Raw genomic sequence first — 20,688 nt, forward strand, 5'->3', positions numbered from 1 at the left:
CCGCAGAGAGGCTGATATTTCTGCAGGCGGATGGGGACTTTTTCCGGAGCTTACTTCGAAACGTCCTGGCCGAAATACTTGTCGGCGATCTTCTTGTAGGTGCCGTCGGCCTTGATGTCGGCGAGCGCCTTGTTGATTTCGGCAAGAAGCTCCGGCTCGTTCTTGCGGATGATGACGCCGGAATAGTCGGCATTTTCCTGCTCGGCGGCGATCTTCACCGGCGCGTCCGGCTTGTGCTTCTTGAAATCGAGGAAGGACAGGCTGTCGTTGATCGTGGCGTCGGCGCGCTTGGTCAGTACCAGCTGGATCGACTGGTCGAAACCATCGGTGCCGACGAGTTCGGCGCCGGCTTCGGTTGCGATCTTGCCGAAATTGCTGGTCAGCGACTGGGCGGATTTCTTGCCCTTCAGGTCGGCGAAGGTCTTGATGCTGTCGTCGCCGTCGCGGACGATCAGCACGGCCTTGGAGGCGATATAGGGTTCGGAGAAATCATATTTCTGCTTGCGGGCTTCGGTGATGCCGACCTGGTTGATGACGGTGTCGTAGCGCTTGGCGTCGAGACCGGCGATCAGGCCATCCCACTTGCCTTCGACGAATTCGGCCTTGACGCCGAGCTTGGCGGCGATCGCTTCGCCGATCTCGACGTCGAAGCCGACGAGCTTGCCGCTTTCGTCATGATAGGTGAAGGGCGCATAGGTGCCCTCGGTGCCGATCTTGAAGACCCCGGCCGATTTGATCGCGGCAAGGTTTTCGCCGGCATGGGCAGGCAGGAGGGCAGCAGCCTGAATGAGGGCGGCGGCGGCAACGGTTTTCAACCAGTTCATTGTTTTATCCATCCTTGGGAGGTTGTCATCGGATGAGGGATAGTTCGCAGAAATTTAGGGCGCCGGAAGCGTAAAAAACTGCGAATAAAAGCAGCAACTGCAAATATTTTTCTCAAGCGGCCGGTTGAGCGGTGAATCTAGAAAGAAACAGGCATCACGCCGTGATGCGGCGGCGCAGTCTCTCGCTGACGATGATAATCAGTCCGGCAGCGAGGATCATGGCCGCGCCGAATACGACATTGGGCGTGGGGATATCGGCCCATTTCAGATAACCCAGGAGGAAAGCCCAGACGAGGGATGTATATTCGAATGGTGCAAGCACGGAGACCGGCGCCTGCCGCATGCCCTCGAAGAGAGCGAACTGCGCGCAGCCGGCGACGACGCCGGTGGCGATGAGAAGCGCCAGCTGCGTCGTATCGGGGGTCTTCCAGGTGTAGAGAACGGCAAGGCCGGTCATGACAAGGAAAAAGACGTTGGAGACAACAAGCTGGACGATGGTCTTCTCGTGCAGCGAGGTCTTGCGCAGCAGCACCATGGCGCTGGCCCAGAGGACGGCCGCCTGCAGGGCCAGATAGACCGGCCAGGAGATGGTGAGGCCGATAGGGTTGCAGGCAATGAGCACGCCGACGAAGCCGACGCCGACGGCAAGCCAGCGCGCCGGGGTGACGTCTTCCTTCAGGATGAACCATGCAAGCACGGTGCCGACGACGGGTGCCGCGTAATAGAGCGTGGTCACCTCGGCAAGCTGCAGCCGGCTTGCGGCGGAATAATAGGAAAGCCAGGCACAGAGAAGAAGGATGCTGCGGGCGATCATCGGCTTGATGATCGGCGATGTCATCGTCTGGCGGACAAGCTCGCCGCGGCCAAAGGCGAGACAGCCGACGAAGATGGTGAGACTGCGGAAAAACAGGATCTGCCAGACCGGAATGCTCGAGGTCAGGATCTTGATGATCGCGTCATGGAAGGTGAACGCCATATAGGCGGCGCTCGTGAGCAGGATGCCCAGGCTGACGGAGTTTTTCACGGGAACACCAGGTGGCGGAATGCCGACGGGAAGCGGGGAATGGTCGATCGATATTCCCGGCCTCTTGACCGGTCAATAGGTGATCTTTCGCTCTGGTGGTGGAGCTTTGTTTCAAAACGTCAGGAAACGTGTGTTTGTGCATATTGCGCGCCTGATCATAAGTGTTTATGCACGTTTCAGGTTTTGAGAGAGATGATCCGGTAGAAACATGCAGGATTTTTTGTTGCGCGAGCGCCAGGGCGTGATTTCCGAGAGGCTGCGGTTGAACGGCCGGGTGCTGGCGACGGAACTTGCACTCGAATTCGGCGTCTCCGAAGATACGGTGCGGCGCGATCTGCGCGAGATGGCCGCGGCAGGGCTCTGCGAGCGGGTCTATGGCGGCGCATTGCCGATCTCACCGGCGCATGGAAGCCTGACGCAGCGGATCGGTTTCGCCGTCGACCGGAAACAGGCGCTGGCGCGCGCTGCGACACAGCAGATTGCCGCCGGTTCGACGGTATTCTTCGATGCCGGCAGCACCAATCTGGCGATTGCCAACGCATTGCCGGCCGTACTTGCGCTGACGGCTGCAACGAATGCGCCGGCGATCGCCGCGGCGCTGATCGACAAGCCTGCCGTCAACGTCATCCTGATCGGCGGAATGGTGGACCGGCAGACGGGCGGTTCGCTCGGTGCCAAAGCCTTGCGGGATATGGAGCAGCTTTCGCCCGATCTCTGCATTCTCGGCGCCTGCGGCGTCGATCTTGAGGCCGGCATCACCGGATTCGGTTTCGAAGATGCCGAGTTCAAGCGGTATGCGGCGTCGAGAAGCAGAAAAGTCCTGGTGGCGGCAACTTCGGAGAAATTCGGCACCGCTGCCCCGCACAGCATTCTGCCGATTGCCCATTGCGAGTGTCTTGTCGTCGAGCACGATGCCGATCCGGCTGTTCTTGCCGATTACCGCGCGCGCGGATGCAGAACCGTTGTCGCCGAGAAAACGAACTAGGCAGTTGCCATCGAGTTTAGGGAAACCGGGCGCGTGCACCCGGCAATGAGGAAAGACCGAGAAATGGATAGTCATGTGAATGCGCCGCCGGCAGCGCGGAGCGGCTTCATTACCAGAAGCAGGGCGGCGGTTTCCCTGCTCTTTCTCATGAACGGCTTCGTCGTCGGCTGCTGGGCGCCGAAGATCCCCGATTTTGCCGAGCGGCTGGCGCTCTCCAAGTTCGAGCTTGGGCTGATGATCCTCGTCTTCGGCGTCGGCTCGCTGGTCATGATGCCGATCGCCGGGGCGCAGATCGCCAAACACGGCTCGCGTATCGTCGTTCAGGTGCTGGCTGTCTGCGTGCTGCCGCTGCTCCTGGCATTGACGCTTGCGCCGAACGTGATCACCGGGGCAATCTCGCTCTTCCTGTTCGGCGGGTTCATCGGCGCCATGGATGTGGCGATGAACGCCAATGCGGTGTCGGTCGAAAAATCCATGCGCCGCTCCATCATGTCGTCCTGCCACGCTTTCTGGAGCCTTGGCGGGCTGATCGGCTCGGGTCTCGGGGGTATCGTGATCTCCAAGCTCGGTATTCTCGGCCATGCCGAACTGGCGACGGTGCTGGCGGCGATCTTCCTCGCCGTTGCCTGGCCGATGATCCTGGCGGATCCGCCGCATCCCGATACCAAGAAGGAAAAGACCAGGCTGCCGATGGTGCCGCTGCCGTGGCTGCTCGGATTGATGGCCTTGTTCTCCATGGTGCCTGAGGGTGCGGTTCTGGATTGGGGGGCGCTTTATCTCCGCCAAGAAATGGATGCCTCCGTGGCGCTTTCCGGTCTGGGTTTCGCAGCCTTTTCGGCGACGATGGCGATTATGCGCTTTGCCGGCGACCTGGTGCGCGATCGCCTCGGTGGGGTCAAAACGCTGCGGATCTGCACCTTGTTTGCCATCGTCGGCATGCTGCTTGCAGGTCTGGCGCCCAATGCCGAGATCGCCATCCTGGGCTTTGCCTTTTGCGGCATCGGCATTTCCAACATGGTGCCGATCGCCTTCTCGGCGGCGGGCAACATTCCCGGCCTCAAGCCCGGCATCGGCATCTCGGTCGTCACGACCATGGGTTATTCCGGCATGCTGGTCGCGCCGTCCCTGATCGGCTTCGTCGCCGAGCATGTCGGCTTTGCGGCGGTCTTCATGGCGCTGCCGGTGCTGCTGCTGGTGGTTTTGCTGTTCTCCAAGCTCGCCCACTATGCCGATGGCGTGTCCGGTCACTGAGCCGCCTCCCAACAAAAGTGATATCAGGGGCGGTTGACAAGAAAGCGGTCATGATCCACCTGAAAGGCACTGTTTCTAAAGCGCGGGGCGATCTTTCGGGTTTGCTCCTCGCGCTTCCGGTCTTATTTTTACGCATGTCGTGATCGCAAAACCGCTGCAGATTTTTGCGCGACATGCTTTAGGGGTGCAAGAACTCTCCATGCCATCAGCCGCCGATTTTGATCCGAAACCGCGCCGCGCTTCCGTTGCCGTCGATGTCGGCGGCGTCATCGTCGGCGGCGGGGCGCCGGTGGTCGTGCAATCGATGACGAACACCGATACGGCCGATATCGATTCGACCGTCGCTCAGGTCGCCGCTCTCCACCGGGCGGGCTCGGAGCTGGTGCGCATCACCGTCGACCGTGACGAGAGCGCGGCTGCCGTGCCGAAGATCCGCGAGCGGCTGTTGCGGCTCGGCATGGACGTGCCATTGATCGGCGACTTCCATTATATCGGCCACAAACTGCTTGCCGATCATCCCGATTGTGCCGCAGCGCTGGCGAAATACCGCATCAATCCCGGCAATGTCGGCTTCAAGGACAAGAAGGACAAGCAGTTCGCCGAGATCATCGAGATGGCGATCCGCTACGACAAGCCGGTGCGCATCGGCGTCAACTGGGGCTCGCTCGATCAGGATCTCCTGACGGCGCTGATGGACCAGAATGCGGCAGCCGGTTCGCCGCTTTCGGCCCGGCAGGTGACGCGCGAGGCGATCGTGCAGTCGGCGCTGCTTTCGGCAGCCCTTGCCGAAGAGATCGGCCTGCCCCGCAACCGCATCATCCTCTCGGCCAAGGTCAGCCAGGTCCAGGACCTGATCGCCGTCAATTCCATGCTCGCCGAACGTTCCAATCACGCGCTTCATCTCGGCCTGACCGAAGCCGGGATGGGCACCAAGGGCATCGTCGCGTCGTCGGCGGCGATGGGTTTCGTGCTGCAGCAGGGCATCGGCGATACGATCCGCGTGTCGCTGACGCCCGAGCCGAACGGCGACCGTACACGGGAAGTCCAGGTGGCGCAGGAAATCCTTCAGGTCATGGGCTTCCGCCAGTTCATCCCCGTCGTTGCCGCCTGTCCCGGCTGCGGACGCACGACGTCGACGGTGTTCCAGGAACTGGCGCAGAACATCCAGAACGATATCCGTAAGAACATGCCGGTCTGGCGCGAGAAATATCCCGGCGTCGAGGCGCTGAACGTCGCCGTCATGGGCTGCATCGTTAACGGGCCCGGCGAGAGCAAACATGCCGATATCGGCATTTCGCTTCCCGGCACCGGCGAGACGCCGGCCGCCCCCGTTTTCATCGACGGCAAGAAGGCGCTGACGCTGCGTGGTCCCAATATCGCTGCCGACTTCGAGGCACTCGTCGTCGATTATATCGAGAAACGCTTCGGCCAGCGCACGGCGGCAGAATGAACGCCTGGAAACTTGCATGAGCCGGTACTGGTCGCCCATCGTCAGCAAGCTCCGGCCCTATGTGGCCGGGGAGCAGCCCCGCATCCCCGGTCTGGTCAAGCTTAACACCAACGAGAATCCCTATGGGCCGTCTCCCGCGGCGCTTGAGGCGATAGGCCAAGCGGCGGACGATCGTCTGCGGCTCTATCCCGATCCGGCGGCGACGGAACTGCGCGAGACGATTGCGGCCCGTCACGGGTTGACGGCGGATGAAATCTTCGTCGGCAACGGCTCGGATGAGGTCCTCGCCCATGCGTTTCAGGCGCTGCTGAAACACGAGTTGCCGCTTCTCTATCCCGATGTGAGCTATAGCTTCTATCCGACCTATAGCCTGCTATACGACATCGACGCGATCGAGATTCCCGCCGATGATCAGTTCCAGATCCGGCTGGCGGATTACGACCGGCCGTGCGGCGCGATCATCATCCCCAATCCGAATGCGCCGACCGGCATCGGCCTGCCGCTTGCCGACATAGAGGCGCTTGTCGCCGCCCATCCGGATGCGGTCGTGGTGATCGACGAGGCCTATGTCGATTTCGGCGGTGACAGCGCCATCCCGCTCATTTCCAAATATCCCAACCTGCTTGTCGTTCAGACTCTGTCGAAATCCCGCTCGTTTGCCGGCCTGCGCGTCGGCTTCGCGCTGGGGCAGCGGGAGCTGATCGAGGCGCTGGTGCGCGTCAAGGACAGCTTCAATTCCTATCCGCTCGATCGCCTGGCGCAGGTCGCCGCGACGGCGGCGCTCAAGGACGAGGCATGGTTCGAGACATGCCGGAAGAGACTCATCGCCAGCCGGGACGGTCTCGTCAGGGAACTCGAAGCGCTGGATTTCGAAGTGCTGCCGTCCCAGGCGAATTTCGTTTTCGCTAGAAATAAAGGCCGGTCGGGCGCCGCGCTGCAAGCGGCTCTGCGGGAGCGTGGTATTCTCGTCCGGCATTTCGCCAAGCCGCGTATTTCGGATTTCCTGCGCATCAGCATCGGCACCGACGAGGAATGTGCCCGTTTGGTTTCCGCTCTCAAGGAAATACTGGCAGCCTGAGTTGCCGTTCAGCTCTTCCGGTCGGCGATGAAATGCGCCGCGGCGATGAGGGTCGAGGCCCGGGCGCCGTAGGGGGCAAGCAATGCCTCGGCATCGCGGACGTGCCGGCGGAGCTCGGCCTCGGCCCATTCCATGCCATGCAGCGCCACGAGCGTTCCCTTGCCGCGGGCGGCATCCTTGCCGGTCGCCTTGCCCATGGTCGCGGCATCCGAGGTCAGGTCGAGAATGTCGTCGGCGAGCTGAAAGGCAAGGCCGATCTTTTCGCCGAAGGCGCGCAAGCGGCGGCGATCTTCCGGTGGGCTTGCCGAGATGAGGGCGCCGGCTTCGCAGGCGAAGCGGATCAGCGCGCCGGTTTTCATCGCCTGCAGGCGGATGATCCCCGCCTCATCGGGAGCCTGCTTCTCCGCCGCGAGATCGAGCGCCTGGCCACCGGCCATGCCGCCGAGACCGGCGGCGCGGGCAAGCGACAGCACCAGCGATGCCTTGTTCGTATCGGCAAGCGCCGTTTCCGGCGCGGCAATGATGTCGAAAGCGTAGGTCAGCAGGCTGTCGCCGGCAAGGATCGCGGTGGCTTCATCGAACTTGATATGAACCGTCGGTTTGCCGCGGCGGAGATCATCATCGTCCATCGCCGGCAGATCGTCATGCACGAGCGAATAGCAGTGGACGCATTCAAGGGCGGCACCGACGCGGAGTGCCGCCTGCCCGTCGCCGCCGAGAAGGGCGGCACTTTCGACCACCAGGAACGGGCGCAGCCGCTTGCCGCCGTTCAGCACGGCATAATGCATGGCGCTGCGCAGCGTCTCGGGCCTGGCGATCTCATCGGAGAGGGCGTTCGGCAAAAGCAATGCGTCGAGCAGCGCCTCGATCTCGCCGGCGTTGTTCTTCAGCCTCGTCTCGAAAGTGTCCCGGTTCGCGTCCATGGGCGCTGTTTGGCATGAGCGCCCCCGGGCTTGCAACGGAATTGTCGATGGTGCAGCAAGATTCGCCGCGCACTCTGGCATAAGCGGCCTACAGGCGTTATGAGAACGACAGGAGCGAAATCGGGCTGGGGACATTGGATATAGCGCCGGAGAGAGAGGACATCGCCGACATGCCGGTCCATCGGCAATGGTTCGGAGACCGGCATGTGCTGAAACGCATCGTACTTGCGGTGCTGGCGCTGGTGATCCTTCCCTATGCGCTGATCTTTTTTTATCTGCTGCCGTTCATTCACCCGGTCTCGACGCTGATGCTGCGCGATCTCGTGCTGTTGCGCGGTTATGACCGCAGATGGGTGTCGATTGACGAGATCGCCCCGGTTCTGGTGCAGTCGGTGATGATGTCCGAAGACGGGCAATATTGTTTTCACGGCGGCGTCGACTGGGCGGAAATGCGCATGCTGGTCGAAGATACGCTGAAAGGCCAGGCAACGCGCGGCGGCAGCACCATCCCGATGCAGACGGCGAAGAACCTCTTTCTCTGGAACAGCCGCTCCTTCGTGCGCAAGGCGATGGAGCTTCCGCTCGCCGTCTCCACCGATTTCGTCCTGTCGAAACGGCGGCTGATGGAAATCTATCTCAACATCGCCGAATGGGGTCCGGGCATTTACGGAATCGAGGCAGCGGCCCAGCATCATTTCAAGGTGCCGGCCTCGAAGCTGACACGGCGCCAGGCATCGCTGCTTGCGGTCTCGCTGCCGAACCCGATCGACCGCAACGCCGGCAAACCCGGCCGCGGCCTTCGCCGGCTTGCCGGCGTGATCGAGAGACGCGCCCAGGGTTCCGGCGATTACATCAAGTGCATCTATGATTGAGATCAGAACTTGTCGTTGGTAGCCTCAAGCGTCATCTGACATTCTTGGTTCTGCCATATGGGCGGTGCAGTCCAATCAGAACCCTTGAGTCGCCCATGACCGTTACGATGTTTTCTCCCGAGCTTCTCCTCTATTCGAAGACGCACAATCCGAACCCGCCCACCCATCTCGGCAGCCGCTATCGCAAGGTCGGCGGCTTTCTGCCGGAGGCCGGCAACACCATAGTCTGTCATACCGAAAAAGGCTCGCGGACGCAGAGGGTGCTGATCGAGGCGCGGGAAAAATATCTGGCGATGCCGGAGGCCCGGCAGTTCCTCTTCACGCCGATATCAAGCCTCCACATGACGCTTTTCGAAGGGACCATCGAGACCAGACGCCGGCAGGATTGCTGGCCGGTCGATCTTCCGCTCGAGACGCCGATCGCCGACATGACCGAACTGATGGCGGCGCGGCTCGAAGGTTTCTCGATGGCGGCCCCCTTCAAGGTCGCCGTCGTCGAAGCTCGCCCGTCGGGCCTGCTCGTCGACGGAGCGACGGAGAACGACCGCAAGGTCATGCGCGCCTGGCGCGACGCCTTTGCCGATCTCCTCGGTTATCGCCAGCCGAACCATGAAGACTACAAGTTCCATGTGACCTTCGCCTATCCGATCGAGCGGCTGGAGGACGAAGCCTTGCCGCGCTGGCAGGCGATGCTCGACGAGGTGGCCGAGGATATCCGTCGCAAGGCCCCTGTTTTCGAGCTGACGCCGCCGGCATTCTGCGTGTTCGAGGACATGAACCATTTCCACGAATTGCTGATCTTCGATTTCGAAGCCTGAACGGGAGATGCCCATGGACAGACCGACGCTCTATATCGCCAACAAGAACTATTCCTCCTGGTCGTTCCGGCCGTGGATGGCGTTGACGGGCGCCGGCATCGATTTCGAGGAGGTCCTGATCCCCTTCGACGACGCGGGCGGCAATCCCAATATCAAGGCCGTGTCGCCGACCGGGCGCGTGCCGCTTCTGCAACATGGCGCATTGAAGATCTGGGAATCGCTGGCGATCATCGAATATGCCGCCGAGCTTTATCCGGACGCCGGCCTTCTGCCTGCGGATCGCGCCCAGCGGGCGCTCGCCCGTTCGGTTTCGATGGAAATGCTCTCGAGCTTCCGGGCTATGCGGAGCGCCTGCCCGATGAATATCCGCCGGCCGAAAGCCAGGATCGCATTGCCGGATGGGGTCGATGCCGATATCCGCCGCATCGAGACGATCTGGCGGGATCTCCTGCAGCAATCCGGCGGGCCGTTTCTTTTCGGCGCGTTCGGGGCCGCGGATGCGATGTTTGCGCCGGTCGTCAACCGGTTCGAGATCTATGACCTCGTCAACCGAAGCGATACGCTCGCCTATATGCAGACCATCAAGGCGCATCCGGCCTGGCGGACATGGGAAGAGGCGGCGCGCGCCGAGCCTTGGATCGTGCCGGAAGACGAAGTCTGAACGGCGAATCGTCGGCGTGTCAAAAAATCTGCATGGGGACTGGTCAAGGCCGCCCCTTGCATGTATAAGCGCGCAAAATTTCCGAAATCGCGACATGTCCGTTTCGGCCGCCAGTCTGGCCGTGGGAATGTTTTGCCCGCAAGTGGAGTAAGAGAAATGGCTGTACCGAAGAGAAAAACAAGCCCGTCCAAGCGCGGTATGCGCCGTTCGGCTGACGCGCTGAAGGCTCCGACCTATGTCGAAGACAAGAACTCCGGCGAACTGCGCCGCCCGCATCATATCGACCTGAAGACCGGCATGTATCGCGGCCGCCAGGTTCTGACGCCGAAGGAAAGCGCATAATTTCCGATTCGGCTTGTCCGATCGACAAGTTTCAAGGCCGGCGTCACGCCGGCCTTTTTATATTCGGCGATATAATATTTGCGGTCACTTGCAGTGGGGCAAGGGTTTGCGGCAGTATTCCTCCAGCCGCCAAGGAGATTGCCGATGATAGCCGCAATGCCGCTGATGATTATCCCGTTTATTCTCTACAATCTGGCGATGCTCGGCCTGATGGGCGATGGCGGTATTCCGGCGCTGCAGCATGACATCATCGTATTGTCGATGATATCAGGCGCAATCTGGAGCATGGCGCTCGGCGATCTTTTCATCGTCATAGCGCTGGTCGTGCTGTTCTTCGAAATCCTCAAGGCAACCAGAACCGGCCCGGGCAACCTCCTCAACCACATCTTGTCGATGCTGGTGTTCATCGCCTTCCTGGTCGAGTTTCTGCTCGTCCGGGATGCTGCGACGCAGGTCTTCTTCATTTTGATGACGATCGCTCTGATCGATGTTATCGGCGGGTTTGCCGTGTCGATCCGGAGCGCCGGGCGGGATGTCTCGATCGGATTATAGATTGTCGAGTTTGTTCTGAAGGGCGCGGAGCTGTTCCTTCAGCTCGTCGATATCCTTGGCCTCGGCTTTGCGGCTTTCCTTGGCAGGCGGCGTCATGAAGGGCGAGAACATCTGCATCGCCTGCTGAAACAGCTCGGTGTTGCGGCGAACCTGGTCCTCGACCATCTGCATCGGCAGTTGCAGGTTCTTGCCGAGCGGTGTTTCGCCGAAGGCGCGGTTCACCTGCTCGCGCATCTGCGACTGCTGTTCGGTGAAGGCGCGCATCGAATGTTCGAGAAAGCTCGGCACGACCATCTGCATCTGGTCGCCGTAATAGGTGATAAGCTGGCGCAGGAAGGAGATCGGGAGAAGCGTGTTGCCGGTCTTCGATTCCTGTTCGAAGATGATCTGGGTCAGCACCGAATGGGTGATGTCATCTCCGCTTTTTGCATCCTGGACGGTAAATTCTTCGCCCTTCTTCACCATCTCCGCCAGGTCTTCCAGCGTGACGTAGGTGCTGGTGCCCGTATTGTATAGCCGGCGATTGGCGTATTTCTTGATGACTATCTGACCCTCATGCTTCGCCATATCAGTCTCCTGGACCCCCGTCTGAATTATGGATATTCCTCCACTTCAGACTGTAAACGCAAAAGAAGGCCGGTGACAATCTCTTTGTGCGATGCGGCAAACCTTTCACAGAGCAGATGAATCGGGCTTTCCAGGGCTACCGCCGAAAAATGACGGCGACCGGTCTTCGCGTTTGACTTGCGCTCCAAGCTTTGCCAGTTTCGTCTTATGTAAGTGAGACGAAAAACGAGGAGCGTCCCCATGAGCAATTCATCCATCGTCATCGCCAGCGCAGGCCGAACGGCAGTCGGCTCGTTCAACGGCGCTTTCGCAGCGGTTCCCGCGCATGAGCTCGGCGCGGTCGTCATCAAGGGTGCGCTCGCTCGCGCCGGCGTCGATGCCGGCGAGGTCGATGAGGTGATCCTCGGCCAGGTGCTCTCCGCCGGCGAGGGGCAGAACCCGGCCCGCCAGGCGGCGATAAAGGCCGGCGTTCCGAAAGAAGCGACGGCCTGGGGCGTCAACCAGCTCTGCGGTTCGGGGCTGCGCGCCGTCGCGCTCGGCATGCAGCAGATCGCCACCGGCGACGCCAAGATCATCGTTGCCGGCGGCCAGGAATCCATGTCGATGGCGCCGCATGCCATGCACCTGCGCGGCGGCGTCAAGATGGGCGACGCGAAGATGGTCGACACGATGATCAAGGACGGCCTGACGGACGCCTTCCACGGTTACCACATGGGTATCACCGCCGAGAATATCGCGCGTCAGTGGCAGCTTTCGCGCGACGAGCAGGATCAGTTCGCCGTCGCCTCGCAGAACAAGGCGGAAGCGGCGCAGAAGGCCGGCCGCTTTGCCGACGAGATCATCCCCTATGTCATCCAGACGCGTAAGGGCGACGTGACCGTCGATGCCGACGAATATATCCGCCACGGCGCCACGCTGGAGGCGATGGGCAAGCTGCGCCCGGCCTTCGACAAGGAGGGCACGGTGACGGCCGCGAATGCCTCCGGCCTCAACGACGGTGCCGCCGCAGCGGTGCTGATGAGCGAAGCGGAAGCGGTCCGGCGCGGCATCCAGCCGCTCGCCCGCATCGTTTCCTGGGCAACGGCGGGCGTCGATCCTTCCATCATGGGCACCGGCCCGATCCCGGCTTCCCGCAAGGCGCTCGAAAGAGCCGGCTGGTCGGTCGGCGATCTCGATCTCGTCGAAGCCAACGAGGCTTTTGCGGCGCAGGCCTGCGCCGTCACCAAGGATCTCGGATGGGATCCTGCGATCGTCAACGTCAACGGCGGGGCGATCGCCATCGGCCATCCGATCGGCGCTTCCGGCGCGCGTGTTCTCAACACGCTGTTGTTCGAAATGAAGCGCCGCGGCGCCAAGAAGGGCCTGGCCACGCTTTGCATCGGCGGCGGCATGGGTGTCGCCATGTGCTTCGAAGCACTTTAAACAGCATACGATCCGTCGTTGATTGAAAATCCCGCCACGGCGGGGCGAAAACAAAAAGGGAGCGGAACATGAGCAGAGTGGCTTTGGTCACCGGGGGGACACGCGGCATCGGCGCGGCCATATCCGTAGCGCTGAAAAACGCCGGATACAGGGTTGCCGCCAATTATGCCGGCAACGACGAGAAAGCCAGAGCCTTTCACGAGGCCACCGGCGTTCCGGTGTTCAAATGGGATGTTTCGGATTACGCCGCTTGCGGCGAAGGGATCGCCAGGATCGAAAGCGAGATCGGGCCGGTCGAAGTGCTTGTCAACAATGCCGGCATCACCCGCGACGCGATGTTCCATAAAATGACGCCGCAGCAGTGGCACGAGGTGATCAATACCAACCTCACCGGCCTGTTCAACATGACGCATCAGGTCTGGACCGGCATGCGCGACCGCAGCTTCGGCCGCATCGTCAATATCTCGTCGATCAATGGCCAGAAGGGCCAGATGGGTCAGGCGAATTATTCGGCGGCCAAGGCCGGCGATCTCGGCTTCACCAAGGCGCTGGCCCAGGAAGGGGCGGCCAAGAACATCACCGTCAACGCCATCTGCCCCGGTTACATCGGAACCGAGATGGTGCTCGCCGTGCCGGAGAAGGTGCTGAACGAACGCATCATTCCGCAGATCCCGGTCGGCCGTCTCGGCGAGCCTGAGGAGATCGCGCGCTGCGTCACCTTCCTCGCTTCCGACGATGCCGGCTTCATCACCGGTTCGACGCTGACGGCCAATGGTGGGCAGTTCTTCGTCTAAGCAAGCCTGAAAATCGGAATCGATTTGAAAGCGATAGCGTGTCCTGCCGGATGCGCTATCGCTTTTTGTATGGATGCGCCCCCTGAGGAGGTTCAGGAGCGGTCGCCGGCGTTCGGGTGACGCCGTGGCGGAATCTTGACCGGCACGCGCTGCGGCGAGCGATCCTGGCCGCGAAGAGCTGAGATTGCGGTTGTCAGGAAAGCCAAGGCGATGAGAATGGCGACGGTGGAATTCAGGAAAATCTGACCCATGGAAACGTTCCTTGCGGATGCGCCCGGCGGCTTCGCCTGCCCACTGCGCTCATGAAGGAAATATGCGCCTGCCTGACGGAGGTCGGTAGGTTTGGCTTTCGCGACCGATCGTCAACACCGTGTTGACAGGCGGGCAAAAAAGAACGGGCGCCGAAGCGCCCGTTGGGAAGTCCGATATGCTCTTGCCGGTCAGTAGCGGCAACGAGCCTCGTAGCGGCGGCCGTAGCGGTCGCGATAGACGCAGTAGCCGCGGCGTTCGACCGACTGGCCGATGAGGGCGCCGGTCAAACCGCCGGCAACGGCGCCGACGGCTGCACCACCCCAGCTGTTGGTGACGACACCACCGATGACCGCGCCCGTGCCGGCGCCGATCGCAGTGCCCTGCTCGGTCGCTGTGCAGGATGCCAGAGCGCCGACGAGCGCACCAATAAGAACAATCTTCTTCATCATGTCGTAACTCCCCAGGTTTGTTTGGCCTTTAGATGCGGCCCATGAGTACAAGGATAATGATAATCACGAGAACTAGCCCCAAACCGCCAGAAGGTCCATAGCCCCAGCCACGGCTATAACCCCAATTCGGTAAGGCTCCGATCAAGAGCAGAATGAGGATCACAAGAAGTATCGTGCCAAGCATGGTGTGTTTCCTTCATTTCATCCGCAATTTGAATGGACGAGAAACACACATTGGCGATTTTTGTTCCCGGTTGAGCCAGGAAATGTGACGCGCCTTGACCTGCGCCGCATCGAAATTTGCTTGTATGGTAAAAAAATTATTTGAATACAATATGTTGCGGTGAACAAAGCGGGAAGGTCCCGATGTCGCCGATTCGTCAGCGATTCGTTCCGTTTTTGATCGGGACGCCCTCGTCGACCATTCGATCTTAACGGAATCTGAATCCGCCTTCCTGGAGATTAATGCCGATGGATAAGGCGGACCGGGGAAAGCCATCGGCGATCCGCATCTAGCGCACGGACTGAATTTCGCCACCAGATGTGGCCGTGAACGAAAGGCGAAAACGGCAGGGTCAGCGATTCGTCGCCGATTCGTTCCGGCTTTGGTCGGGAGGTTAATTTCGGGCACAATTTTCGATTGTCCGCCGGCGGACGGAATCATTGTTCGCGACGACGAAAATGCGAAGAGGAGGGAGTCCGGCGATTCAGCATCTAGTGGGAAAAAGTGATTCAAAATCAATACTTAGCCGTGAACAAAAGCTGAATCAGCAGGAGTCAGCGATTCGTCGCTGATTCGTTCTCACGCTGTTCCGAATCGCAGATCCGGGCGCTCGGCGTGACTCGCAAAGGTCGTATTCCCCGATGCATTTTGAAATCTGCCCTTGCGTTTGTGGCGGCGGCTGTCCATGTGTTCTCTGGCTTCCCTCGCGGAAGCACTCTATTCCTGGGGGCTGCCTGCCTCATTTGCATGGACCATGACTCTGACTTCGCAGCCGATGATTTTGAGCGGACGCGGTGTAACCGCGGTGCTTGGGCCGACCAATACCGGTAAGACCCATTATGCCATCGAGCGCATGGTTGCGCACGGGACCGGCGTGATCGGCCTGCCGCTGAGGCTGCTGGCGCGCGAGGTCTATACGCGAGTGGTGGAGAAGGTCGGCGCGCAGAATGTGGCGCTGGTCACCGGTGAGGAAAAGATTTCGCCGCCCAATGCGCGTTTTTCGGTCTGCACCGTCGAGGCGATGCCGCGCGAAACCAAGGCCGCCTTCGTCGCGATCGACGAGGTGCAGCTCGCCGGCGATCTCGAGCGCGGCCATATCTTCACCGACCGCATCCTGCATCTTCGCGGCCGCGAGGAAACGCTGCTGCTTGGTGCTGCGACGATGCAGCCGATCCTGCAGCAGCTCCTGCCCGGCATCACGATCGTCGAGCGGCCGCGGCTTTCGCATCTCTTTTATGCCGGGCAGAAGAAGATCACCCGGCTGCCGCAGCGCTCGGCCATCGTCGCCTTCTCGGCCGACGAGGTCTATGCCATCGCCGAGCTCATCCGCCGGCAGCGCGGCGGCGCGGCCGTCGTGCTCGGCGCACTCAGCCCGCGCACCCGCAATGCGCAGGTGGCGCTTTATCAGGCCGGCGATGTCGAATATCTGGTGGCGACCGATGCGATCGGCATGGGCCTCAACCTCGATGTCGATCACGTCGCCTTCGCCCAGGACCGGAAATTCGACGGCTACCAGTTCCGCAATCTCAATCCGGGCGAACTCGGCCAGATCGCCGGGCGTGCCGGGCGGCACGTGCGCGACGGTACTTTCGGCGTCACCGGGCAGGTTTCGCCCTTCGACGAGGAACTGGTGCAGCGCATCGAGGGGCACGAATTCGACAACGTCAAGGTTTTGCAGTGGCGCACGACCGAGATGGACTTCTCCTCGATTCAATCCTTGCGGACAAGCCTTGAGGCGGGGCCGCGCGTGCCAGGGCTGACGCGGGCGCTGCCTGCGGTCGACCAGCAGGCGCTCGAACAGCTTTCGCGTTATCCCGAGGTCATCGACCTTGCCGACAGGCCGGCCCGCGTCGAAAAACTCTGGGAGGCTTGCGCGCTTCCCGACTATCGGCGTATCACCCCGGCACAACATGCCGATCTTATCTCGACCCTCTTTTCCGATCTCGTCCGCTATGGCACGGTGAATGAGCAATTTCTTGCGGAGCAGGTTCATCGTTCCGATCGGACAGATGGGGAAATTGACACGCTTTCGGCGCGAATCGCGCAGATAAGAACCTGGACTTATGTTTCGAATCGGCCTGGTTGGCTTGCCGATCCGACACACTGGCAGGAAAAGACGCGGGAAATCGAAGATCGATTGTCCGACGCGTTACATGAAAGGTTGACGAAACGCTTTGTTGATCGCAGGACATCTGTGCTCATGAAGCGCCTGAGAGAGAATGCGATGCTGGAAGCTGAAATCAGTGTGAATGGCGATGTCTTCGTTGAAGGACATCATGTAGGGCAATTGAGCGGATTCCGTTTCACGCCGGTGGCGGGAACGGACGGACCGGATGCCAAGGCGGTTCAGGCTGCGTCGCAGAAAGCGCTTGCGCTCGAATTCGAGGCCCGCGCGGCGCGAATCCATGCGGCCGGCAACAGCGACCTGGCGATCGGCTCGGATGGGTTGATCCGTTGGATCGGCGACCCGGTGGCGCGGCTTTCGGGTAGCGATCACGTCATGCGTCCACGCGTGATTCTGCTGGCCGACGAACAGTTGACGGGCAATGCCCGCGATCATGTCTCCGCCCGTGTCGAACGCTTCGTCAATCATCATATCAGCACGGTGCTGAAGCCGCTCGACGATCTGTCGCGCGCCGAGGACCTGCAGGGCCTGGCCAAGGGGCTGGCCTTCCAGCTCGTCGAGAATCTCGGCGTGCTGTTCCGCCGCGACGTGACCGAGGAAGTCAAGTCCCTCGACCAGGAGGCGCGCGCCTCGATGCGCCGCTACGGCGTGCGTTTCGGCGCTTATCATATTTTCGTGCCGGCGCTTCTGAAGCCGGCGCCGGCCGAGCTCATCACGCTGCTCTGGGCGCTGAAGAACGACGGTCTGGACAAGCCGGGCTACGGCGATCTCATTCCGGTGCTTGCGGCCGGGCGGACCTCCGTCGTCACCGATCCGAGCTTCGAGCGGATGTTCTACAAGCTCGCCGGCTTCCGCTTCCTCGGCAAGCGCGCCGTGCGCATCGACATCCTCGAACGGCTTGCCGATATCATCCGGCCGCTGCTGCAGTGGAAGCCAGGTCAGGCAAATCGCCCGGAGGGCGCCTATGACGGCCGCCGCTTCACGACGACGACGGCGATGCTGTCGATCCTCGGTGCGACGCTTGAGGACATGGAAGAAATCCTCAAGGGTCTCGGCTATCGCGCCGATGCCGTGAAGGCGGAAGAGGCATCGGCACATCTTGCGACGCAGGATGCGGCCTCAGTGCCGGCCGCCACCGCGGAAACGCCTGCCGACGAGACAGCCGAAAAGGCCGATCACGACGATGCCGACGGCGAGACTGCTGCCGAGCCATCCGCAACCGAGGCGGCTTCGGCTGATGTCGACACGCCCGTGGTGGACGCGGCCGAAACCACCGCTGCTGACGATGCGATCGAGACATCCGCTCCCGCGGAAACGGCATCCGCCCCTGAGGAAGCGGCATCCGCTTCCGGGGAAGCCGGCGAGCCGGTGGAACCGAAGCCGGTTCTTCTGTGGCGTCTCGGCGGCCGCAACGACAATCAGCGCCAGGCGCGCGGCGGGCATGGCGAACGCCGTGGCGGCCAGGGCCAGGAGCGCGGTCAGAACCAGGAACGCGGCGACCGCAATCGCCGGCCGGGCGGCGGTGAAGGCGGCGAGGGCAATCGCGGCGGCGAAGGCCGCGACAATAATCGTCACAACCGCGGCAAGGACGGCGGCGGCCGCGATAGCGGCCGGCCGCAGCAGGCAAGAGGCGACCGCAACAACCAGCCACGGGGCGACCAGCCGCGCGGCGACCGGCAGGACCGCAAGGATCGCGGCGAGCGCAATGACCGCAACGATCGCAACAACAACCGCGGCGGTTCGCAGCCGCTGCGCTTCGAGGCCAAGCCGCCGCGCAAGGAGAAACCGATCGATCCGGATTCACCTTTCGCCAAGCTCGCGGCTCTCAAGGAGCAGATGAAGAAGTAATCATGAGCGCGGAGACACAGCCGACAAGCGGTTCGCGCCAGCGCATCGACAAATGGCTGTTCTTCGCGCGCATGGTGAAGTCGCGCTCACTGGCGCAGAGCCATATCCAATCGGGGCATCTGCGCATCAACGGCGAGCGCTGCAATCATCCGAGCCAGATGGTCAAGCCGGGCGACCGGATCGAGCTGACGCTGGAGCGGCGCGATGTGGTTCTCGTCATGCGCCTTGCCGGCGAGCGGCGCGGCCCCTATGAGGAAGCCCGCCTGCTCTACGACGACCTGTCGCCGCCGCCCGATGAGGCAAAACGCCTCACCCCCTATGAGCAGGCGATCCGGGCGACCGGCACGGGGCGTCCGACCAAAAAGGAACGACGCGCAATCGACAGGCTGATGTCGGAGGAGGATTAGAAAACTCTGCCCGCGGTGGCGGCGTTTGCAGATCGTTTATCCTTGAAATCCGGCGTTAAAGCCGATAGGTGACTGACAACCTGCCGGAAGCGTGCTTGCCTCCCAAGCCAGCCCACGTTTTTCCTCCGGCACGGGGATAGGCGCGACGTTCCAGGTTGCCCGGCCCCCATCTGCATGGAATCCTGGAGTTCTTCATGACCTATGTCGTGACCGACAATTGCATCAAGTGCAAATACACCGATTGCGTGGAAGTCTGCCCCGTCGACTGCTTCTATGAGGGCGAGAATTTCCTCGTCATTCATCCCGACGAATGCATCGATTGCGGCGTCTGCGAACCCGAATGTCCCGCCGAGGCGATCAAGCCCGATACCGAGCCGGGCCTCGACAAATGGCTGAAGATCAACACCGAATACGCCTCCATCTGGCCGAATATCACGGTCAAGAAGGATCCGTTGCCGGAGGCCAAGGAGATGGATGGCGAGACCGGAAAGTTCGAGAAATATTTCTCCGAGAAACCCGGTTCCGGCGATTGAGACGGCGCCTGAATTCGGTTGCCGGATTTGGGCGGCTGCGGGGCAAAACGGTTTAAAAGCTGCATGAGGCATATGGGTGACATGTGTTGCCCGCATGACTCAAGTGAAGCAAATTATTGATTTCCTCATATTTTTATGATAGGTTTTGCATACTGTTCCATTTGTGGCATGACGCATGCCCAAAACCATCACGAAAGCAAAACAAATCCGTACGCGGTTTCCGTGACATATCAACGCTTTGAGCGCCGGGTCCCAAGATCGTGCGCAAGAAGTTCTTTGCTTTTGCCCGATGGGACCAGAGTGAAGTCACCCGACGGATACTACCGTCTCACCCGGGCCTGACTGACCCGGCTCCGGCCGCCGCCGGAAGCGTAACAGGGAGTTTTTGAATAGAATGACGACTCAGCAGAAAAAGCCTTCCACAGCTCGCCATGGCTTCAAGACCGGTGAATCGATCGTCTACCCCGCTCACGGCGTCGGTACCATCACCGCTATCGAAGAGCAAGAAGTTGCCGGCATGAAGCTCGAACTTTTCGTTATCGATTTCGAAAAGGACAAGATGCGCCTGAAGGTTCCGGTCGCCAAAGCGATGAGCATCGGCATGCGCAAGCTTTCGGAAACGGATTTCGTCGAGCGTGCATTGAAGGTCGTGCAGGGCAAGGCGCGCGTCAAGCGCACCATGTGGTCCCGCCGCGCCCAGGAATATGATGCCAAGATCAATTCCGGCGATCTGATTTCCATCGCTGAAGTCGTGCGCGATCTCTATCGTGCCGAGAACCAGCCCGAACAGTCCTATTCCGAGCGCCAGCTTTATGAGGCTGCACTCGACCGCATGGCGCGCGAAATCGCCGCCGTCAACAAGATGTCGGAAACCGAAGCCGTCCGCCTCGTCGAGACCAATCTCAACAAGGGTCCGAAGCGCGGCAAGGCGATCGAAGAAGACGATTCGCAGGACGAAGCCGCCTAAGACGCTTCAGTTTTCCCCATCAAAAAACCCGGCGCAAGCCGGGTTTTTTATTGGAACTTTTTCCCGACTGCCGCGTTTAACACACGTAATTGCGGACTGCTCGTGGGGCAAGGCCTCGACGGGCGAACTGCTATTCCGTCAATGTTCGATGAGGAGCGGATCATGCCTTTTCAATATTGCCCATCCGGCAAGGTGAAGAAACAGGTCCAGCCCGGCCGTCTTACCGGCACATGATGAAGAACTAGGGCCTCCCCCTGAAAAGTCCAGGGGCGAGGTCTTTATGCATTCAGAACCCCATTCAGTCCGGACAGCGATGTGCCG

23 protein-coding genes are annotated in these 20,688 nt (G+C 61.0%); 15 read left to right on the top strand and 8 right to left on the bottom strand.

What is annotated here, in order from left to right:
• Positions 1-50 precede the first annotated feature (50 nt).
• Together AF337_RS19290 and AF337_RS19295 are read right to left on the bottom strand one after the other, a co-directional pair.
• Positions 51-824, bottom strand: coding sequence for an amino acid ABC transporter substrate-binding protein (locus AF337_RS19290; RefSeq protein ID WP_003589640.1), 774 nt, complete (start codon positions 822-824; stop codon positions 51-53).
• A 154-nt stretch (positions 825-978) separates the two neighbouring features.
• Positions 979-1,848 carry a DMT family transporter gene (locus AF337_RS19295; RefSeq protein WP_049733314.1) on the bottom strand — a complete coding sequence of 290 codons (870 nt, stop codon included), beginning with the start codon at positions 1,846-1,848 and terminating at the stop codon, positions 979-981.
• A gap of 208 nt (positions 1,849-2,056) precedes the next feature.
• Between AF337_RS19295 and AF337_RS19300 the strand changes: the two genes are divergently transcribed.
• From AF337_RS19300 to hisC, 4 genes are all read left to right on the top strand, one after another.
• Positions 2,057-2,833 carry a DeoR/GlpR family DNA-binding transcription regulator gene (locus AF337_RS19300; protein ID WP_049733315.1) on the top strand — a complete coding sequence of 259 codons (777 nt, stop codon included), beginning with the start codon at positions 2,057-2,059 and terminating at the stop codon, positions 2,831-2,833.
• 63 nt (positions 2,834-2,896) lie between these two features.
• The gene (locus tag AF337_RS19305) at positions 2,897-4,084 is read left to right on the top strand and encodes an MFS transporter (RefSeq protein WP_049733316.1); all 1,188 of its coding nucleotides are present in this window, start codon (positions 2,897-2,899) and stop codon (positions 4,082-4,084) included.
• Between the two features lie 199 nt (positions 4,085-4,283).
• A complete protein-coding gene (gene ispG, locus AF337_RS19310) occupies positions 4,284-5,534 on the top strand; it encodes a flavodoxin-dependent (E)-4-hydroxy-3-methylbut-2-enyl-diphosphate synthase (protein ID WP_049733317.1) in 1,251 nt (416 codons plus the stop codon).
• A gap of 16 nt (positions 5,535-5,550) precedes the next feature.
• Positions 5,551-6,612 (top strand): histidinol-phosphate transaminase, encoded by a 1,062-nt coding sequence (hisC, locus tag AF337_RS19315; protein ID WP_049733318.1) that lies wholly within the window; start codon positions 5,551-5,553, stop codon positions 6,610-6,612.
• Positions 6,613-6,620: 8 nt separating this feature from the next.
• Here the strand turns inward: hisC and AF337_RS19320 are convergent, their stop codons facing one another.
• Positions 6,621-7,535: a polyprenyl synthetase family protein gene (locus AF337_RS19320; protein ID WP_049733319.1), complete on the bottom strand. Its 915-nt coding sequence runs from the start codon at positions 7,533-7,535 to the stop codon at positions 6,621-6,623.
• A 134-nt stretch (positions 7,536-7,669) separates the two neighbouring features.
• Here AF337_RS19320 and mtgA point away from each other — a divergent pair, with 134 nt between their 5' ends.
• From mtgA to AF337_RS19345, 5 genes are all read left to right on the top strand, one after another.
• Positions 7,670-8,407, top strand: a complete 738-nt coding sequence (mtgA, locus tag AF337_RS19325; RefSeq protein WP_049733320.1) for a monofunctional biosynthetic peptidoglycan transglycosylase — start codon at positions 7,670-7,672, stop codon at positions 8,405-8,407.
• A gap of 95 nt (positions 8,408-8,502) precedes the next feature.
• Positions 8,503-9,225 carry a DUF1868 domain-containing protein gene (locus AF337_RS19330; protein WP_049733321.1) on the top strand — a complete coding sequence of 241 codons (723 nt, stop codon included), beginning with the start codon at positions 8,503-8,505 and terminating at the stop codon, positions 9,223-9,225.
• Positions 9,226-9,238: 13 nt separating this feature from the next.
• The gene (locus AF337_RS19335; protein ID WP_049733322.1) at positions 9,239-9,886 is read left to right on the top strand and encodes a glutathione S-transferase family protein; all 648 of its coding nucleotides are present in this window, start codon (positions 9,239-9,241) and stop codon (positions 9,884-9,886) included.
• Between the two features lie 156 nt (positions 9,887-10,042).
• Positions 10,043-10,228: a 50S ribosomal protein L32 gene (gene rpmF, locus AF337_RS19340; protein ID WP_003543812.1), complete on the top strand. Its 186-nt coding sequence runs from the start codon at positions 10,043-10,045 to the stop codon at positions 10,226-10,228.
• Positions 10,229-10,372: 144 nt separating this feature from the next.
• A complete protein-coding gene (locus AF337_RS19345; protein WP_049733323.1) occupies positions 10,373-10,780 on the top strand; it encodes a hypothetical protein in 408 nt (135 codons plus the stop codon).
• On the opposite strand, the gene phaR is transcribed toward AF337_RS19345, so the two are convergent.
• Positions 10,775-11,347, bottom strand: coding sequence for a polyhydroxyalkanoate synthesis repressor PhaR (phaR, locus tag AF337_RS19350; protein WP_003567563.1), 573 nt, complete (start codon positions 11,345-11,347; stop codon positions 10,775-10,777). The genes AF337_RS19345 and phaR overlap by 6 nt on opposite strands.
• A gap of 26 nt (positions 11,348-11,373) precedes the next feature.
• A complete protein-coding gene (locus tag AF337_RS42420; RefSeq protein WP_128146155.1) occupies positions 11,374-11,604 on the bottom strand; it encodes a hypothetical protein in 231 nt (76 codons plus the stop codon).
• On the opposite strand from AF337_RS42420, the gene AF337_RS19355 reads away from it, so the two are divergent.
• Positions 11,588-12,769, top strand: coding sequence for an acetyl-CoA C-acetyltransferase (locus tag AF337_RS19355; protein WP_049733324.1), 1,182 nt, complete (start codon positions 11,588-11,590; stop codon positions 12,767-12,769). The genes AF337_RS42420 and AF337_RS19355 overlap by 17 nt on opposite strands.
• Before the next feature lie 68 nt (positions 12,770-12,837).
• On the top strand, positions 12,838-13,563 hold the full coding sequence (gene phbB / locus AF337_RS19360; RefSeq protein WP_049733325.1) for a beta-ketoacyl-ACP reductase: 726 nt from the start codon (positions 12,838-12,840) through the stop codon (positions 13,561-13,563).
• A 92-nt stretch (positions 13,564-13,655) separates the two neighbouring features.
• Here phbB and AF337_RS43735 read toward each other — a convergent pair whose 3' ends face one another.
• The 3 genes from AF337_RS43735 to AF337_RS40670 all read right to left on the bottom strand — a co-directional run bounded on the left by AF337_RS43735 (position 13,656) and on the right by AF337_RS40670 (position 14,448).
• Positions 13,656-13,814 carry a hypothetical protein gene (locus tag AF337_RS43735; RefSeq protein WP_167347779.1) on the bottom strand — a complete coding sequence of 53 codons (159 nt, stop codon included), beginning with the start codon at positions 13,812-13,814 and terminating at the stop codon, positions 13,656-13,658.
• Between the two features lie 189 nt (positions 13,815-14,003).
• A complete protein-coding gene (locus AF337_RS19365; RefSeq protein ID WP_011653968.1) occupies positions 14,004-14,264 on the bottom strand; it encodes a YMGG-like glycine zipper-containing protein in 261 nt (86 codons plus the stop codon).
• Between the two features lie 28 nt (positions 14,265-14,292).
• Positions 14,293-14,448, bottom strand: coding sequence for a DUF3309 family protein (locus tag AF337_RS40670; RefSeq protein WP_003543790.1), 156 nt, complete (start codon positions 14,446-14,448; stop codon positions 14,293-14,295).
• A gap of 793 nt (positions 14,449-15,241) precedes the next feature.
• Here AF337_RS40670 and AF337_RS19370 point away from each other — a divergent pair.
• From AF337_RS19370 to AF337_RS19385, 4 genes are all read left to right on the top strand, one after another.
• On the top strand, positions 15,242-18,460 hold the full coding sequence (locus AF337_RS19370; protein WP_049733501.1) for a helicase-related protein: 3,219 nt from the start codon (positions 15,242-15,244) through the stop codon (positions 18,458-18,460).
• A 2-nt stretch (positions 18,461-18,462) separates the two neighbouring features.
• Complete coding sequence (locus AF337_RS19375; RefSeq protein ID WP_049733326.1) at positions 18,463-18,867, top strand: RNA-binding S4 domain-containing protein; 405 nt, start codon at positions 18,463-18,465, stop codon at positions 18,865-18,867.
• A gap of 194 nt (positions 18,868-19,061) precedes the next feature.
• Positions 19,062-19,400 (top strand): ferredoxin FdxA, encoded by a 339-nt coding sequence (gene fdxA, locus AF337_RS19380; protein ID WP_049733327.1) that lies wholly within the window; start codon positions 19,062-19,064, stop codon positions 19,398-19,400.
• A 394-nt stretch (positions 19,401-19,794) separates the two neighbouring features.
• Positions 19,795-20,367 (top strand): CarD family transcriptional regulator, encoded by a 573-nt coding sequence (locus AF337_RS19385; RefSeq protein WP_003543775.1) that lies wholly within the window; start codon positions 19,795-19,797, stop codon positions 20,365-20,367.
• Positions 20,368-20,688: the final 321 nt, after the last annotated feature.

It is taken from the genome of Rhizobium ecuadorense (assembly GCF_001187535.1).
In the GTDB taxonomy this organism is placed as follows: domain Bacteria; phylum Pseudomonadota; class Alphaproteobacteria; order Rhizobiales; family Rhizobiaceae; genus Rhizobium; species Rhizobium ecuadorense.

Excerpts from the sequence above, each read along its gene's own strand:
- AF337_RS19290 (WP_003589640.1), bottom strand. The coding sequence starts at position 824 with ATGAACTGGTTGAAAACCGTTGCCGCCGCCGCCCTCATTCAGGCTGCT.
- AF337_RS19300 (WP_049733315.1), top strand. The coding sequence starts at position 2,057 with ATGCAGGATTTTTTGTTGCGCGAGCGCCAGGGCGTGATTTCCGAGAGG.
- AF337_RS19305 (WP_049733316.1), top strand. The coding sequence starts at position 2,897 with ATGGATAGTCATGTGAATGCGCCGCCGGCAGCGCGGAGCGGCTTCATT.
- ispG (WP_049733317.1), top strand. The coding sequence starts at position 4,284 with ATGCCATCAGCCGCCGATTTTGATCCGAAACCGCGCCGCGCTTCCGTT.
- hisC (WP_049733318.1), top strand. The coding sequence starts at position 5,551 with ATGAGCCGGTACTGGTCGCCCATCGTCAGCAAGCTCCGGCCCTATGTG.
- AF337_RS19320 (WP_049733319.1), bottom strand. The coding sequence starts at position 7,535 with ATGGACGCGAACCGGGACACTTTCGAGACGAGGCTGAAGAACAACGCC.
- AF337_RS19330 (WP_049733321.1), top strand. The coding sequence starts at position 8,503 with ATGACCGTTACGATGTTTTCTCCCGAGCTTCTCCTCTATTCGAAGACG.
- AF337_RS19335 (WP_049733322.1), top strand. The coding sequence starts at position 9,239 with ATGGACAGACCGACGCTCTATATCGCCAACAAGAACTATTCCTCCTGG.
- rpmF (WP_003543812.1), top strand. The coding sequence starts at position 10,043 with ATGGCTGTACCGAAGAGAAAAACAAGCCCGTCCAAGCGCGGTATGCGC.
- AF337_RS19345 (WP_049733323.1), top strand. The coding sequence starts at position 10,373 with ATGATAGCCGCAATGCCGCTGATGATTATCCCGTTTATTCTCTACAAT.
- phaR (WP_003567563.1), bottom strand. The coding sequence starts at position 11,347 with ATGGCGAAGCATGAGGGTCAGATAGTCATCAAGAAATACGCCAATCGC.
- AF337_RS19355 (WP_049733324.1), top strand. The coding sequence starts at position 11,588 with ATGAGCAATTCATCCATCGTCATCGCCAGCGCAGGCCGAACGGCAGTC.
- AF337_RS42420 (WP_128146155.1), bottom strand. The coding sequence starts at position 11,604 with ATGGATGAATTGCTCATGGGGACGCTCCTCGTTTTTCGTCTCACTTAC.
- phbB (WP_049733325.1), top strand. The coding sequence starts at position 12,838 with ATGAGCAGAGTGGCTTTGGTCACCGGGGGGACACGCGGCATCGGCGCG.
- AF337_RS43735 (WP_167347779.1), bottom strand. The coding sequence starts at position 13,814 with ATGGGTCAGATTTTCCTGAATTCCACCGTCGCCATTCTCATCGCCTTG.
- AF337_RS19365 (WP_011653968.1), bottom strand. The coding sequence starts at position 14,264 with ATGATGAAGAAGATTGTTCTTATTGGTGCGCTCGTCGGCGCTCTGGCA.
- AF337_RS40670 (WP_003543790.1), bottom strand. The coding sequence starts at position 14,448 with ATGCTTGGCACGATACTTCTTGTGATCCTCATTCTGCTCTTGATCGGA.
- AF337_RS19370 (WP_049733501.1), top strand. The coding sequence starts at position 15,242 with ATGACTCTGACTTCGCAGCCGATGATTTTGAGCGGACGCGGTGTAACC.
- AF337_RS19375 (WP_049733326.1), top strand. The coding sequence starts at position 18,463 with ATGAGCGCGGAGACACAGCCGACAAGCGGTTCGCGCCAGCGCATCGAC.
- fdxA (WP_049733327.1), top strand. The coding sequence starts at position 19,062 with ATGACCTATGTCGTGACCGACAATTGCATCAAGTGCAAATACACCGAT.
- AF337_RS19385 (WP_003543775.1), top strand. The coding sequence starts at position 19,795 with ATGACGACTCAGCAGAAAAAGCCTTCCACAGCTCGCCATGGCTTCAAG.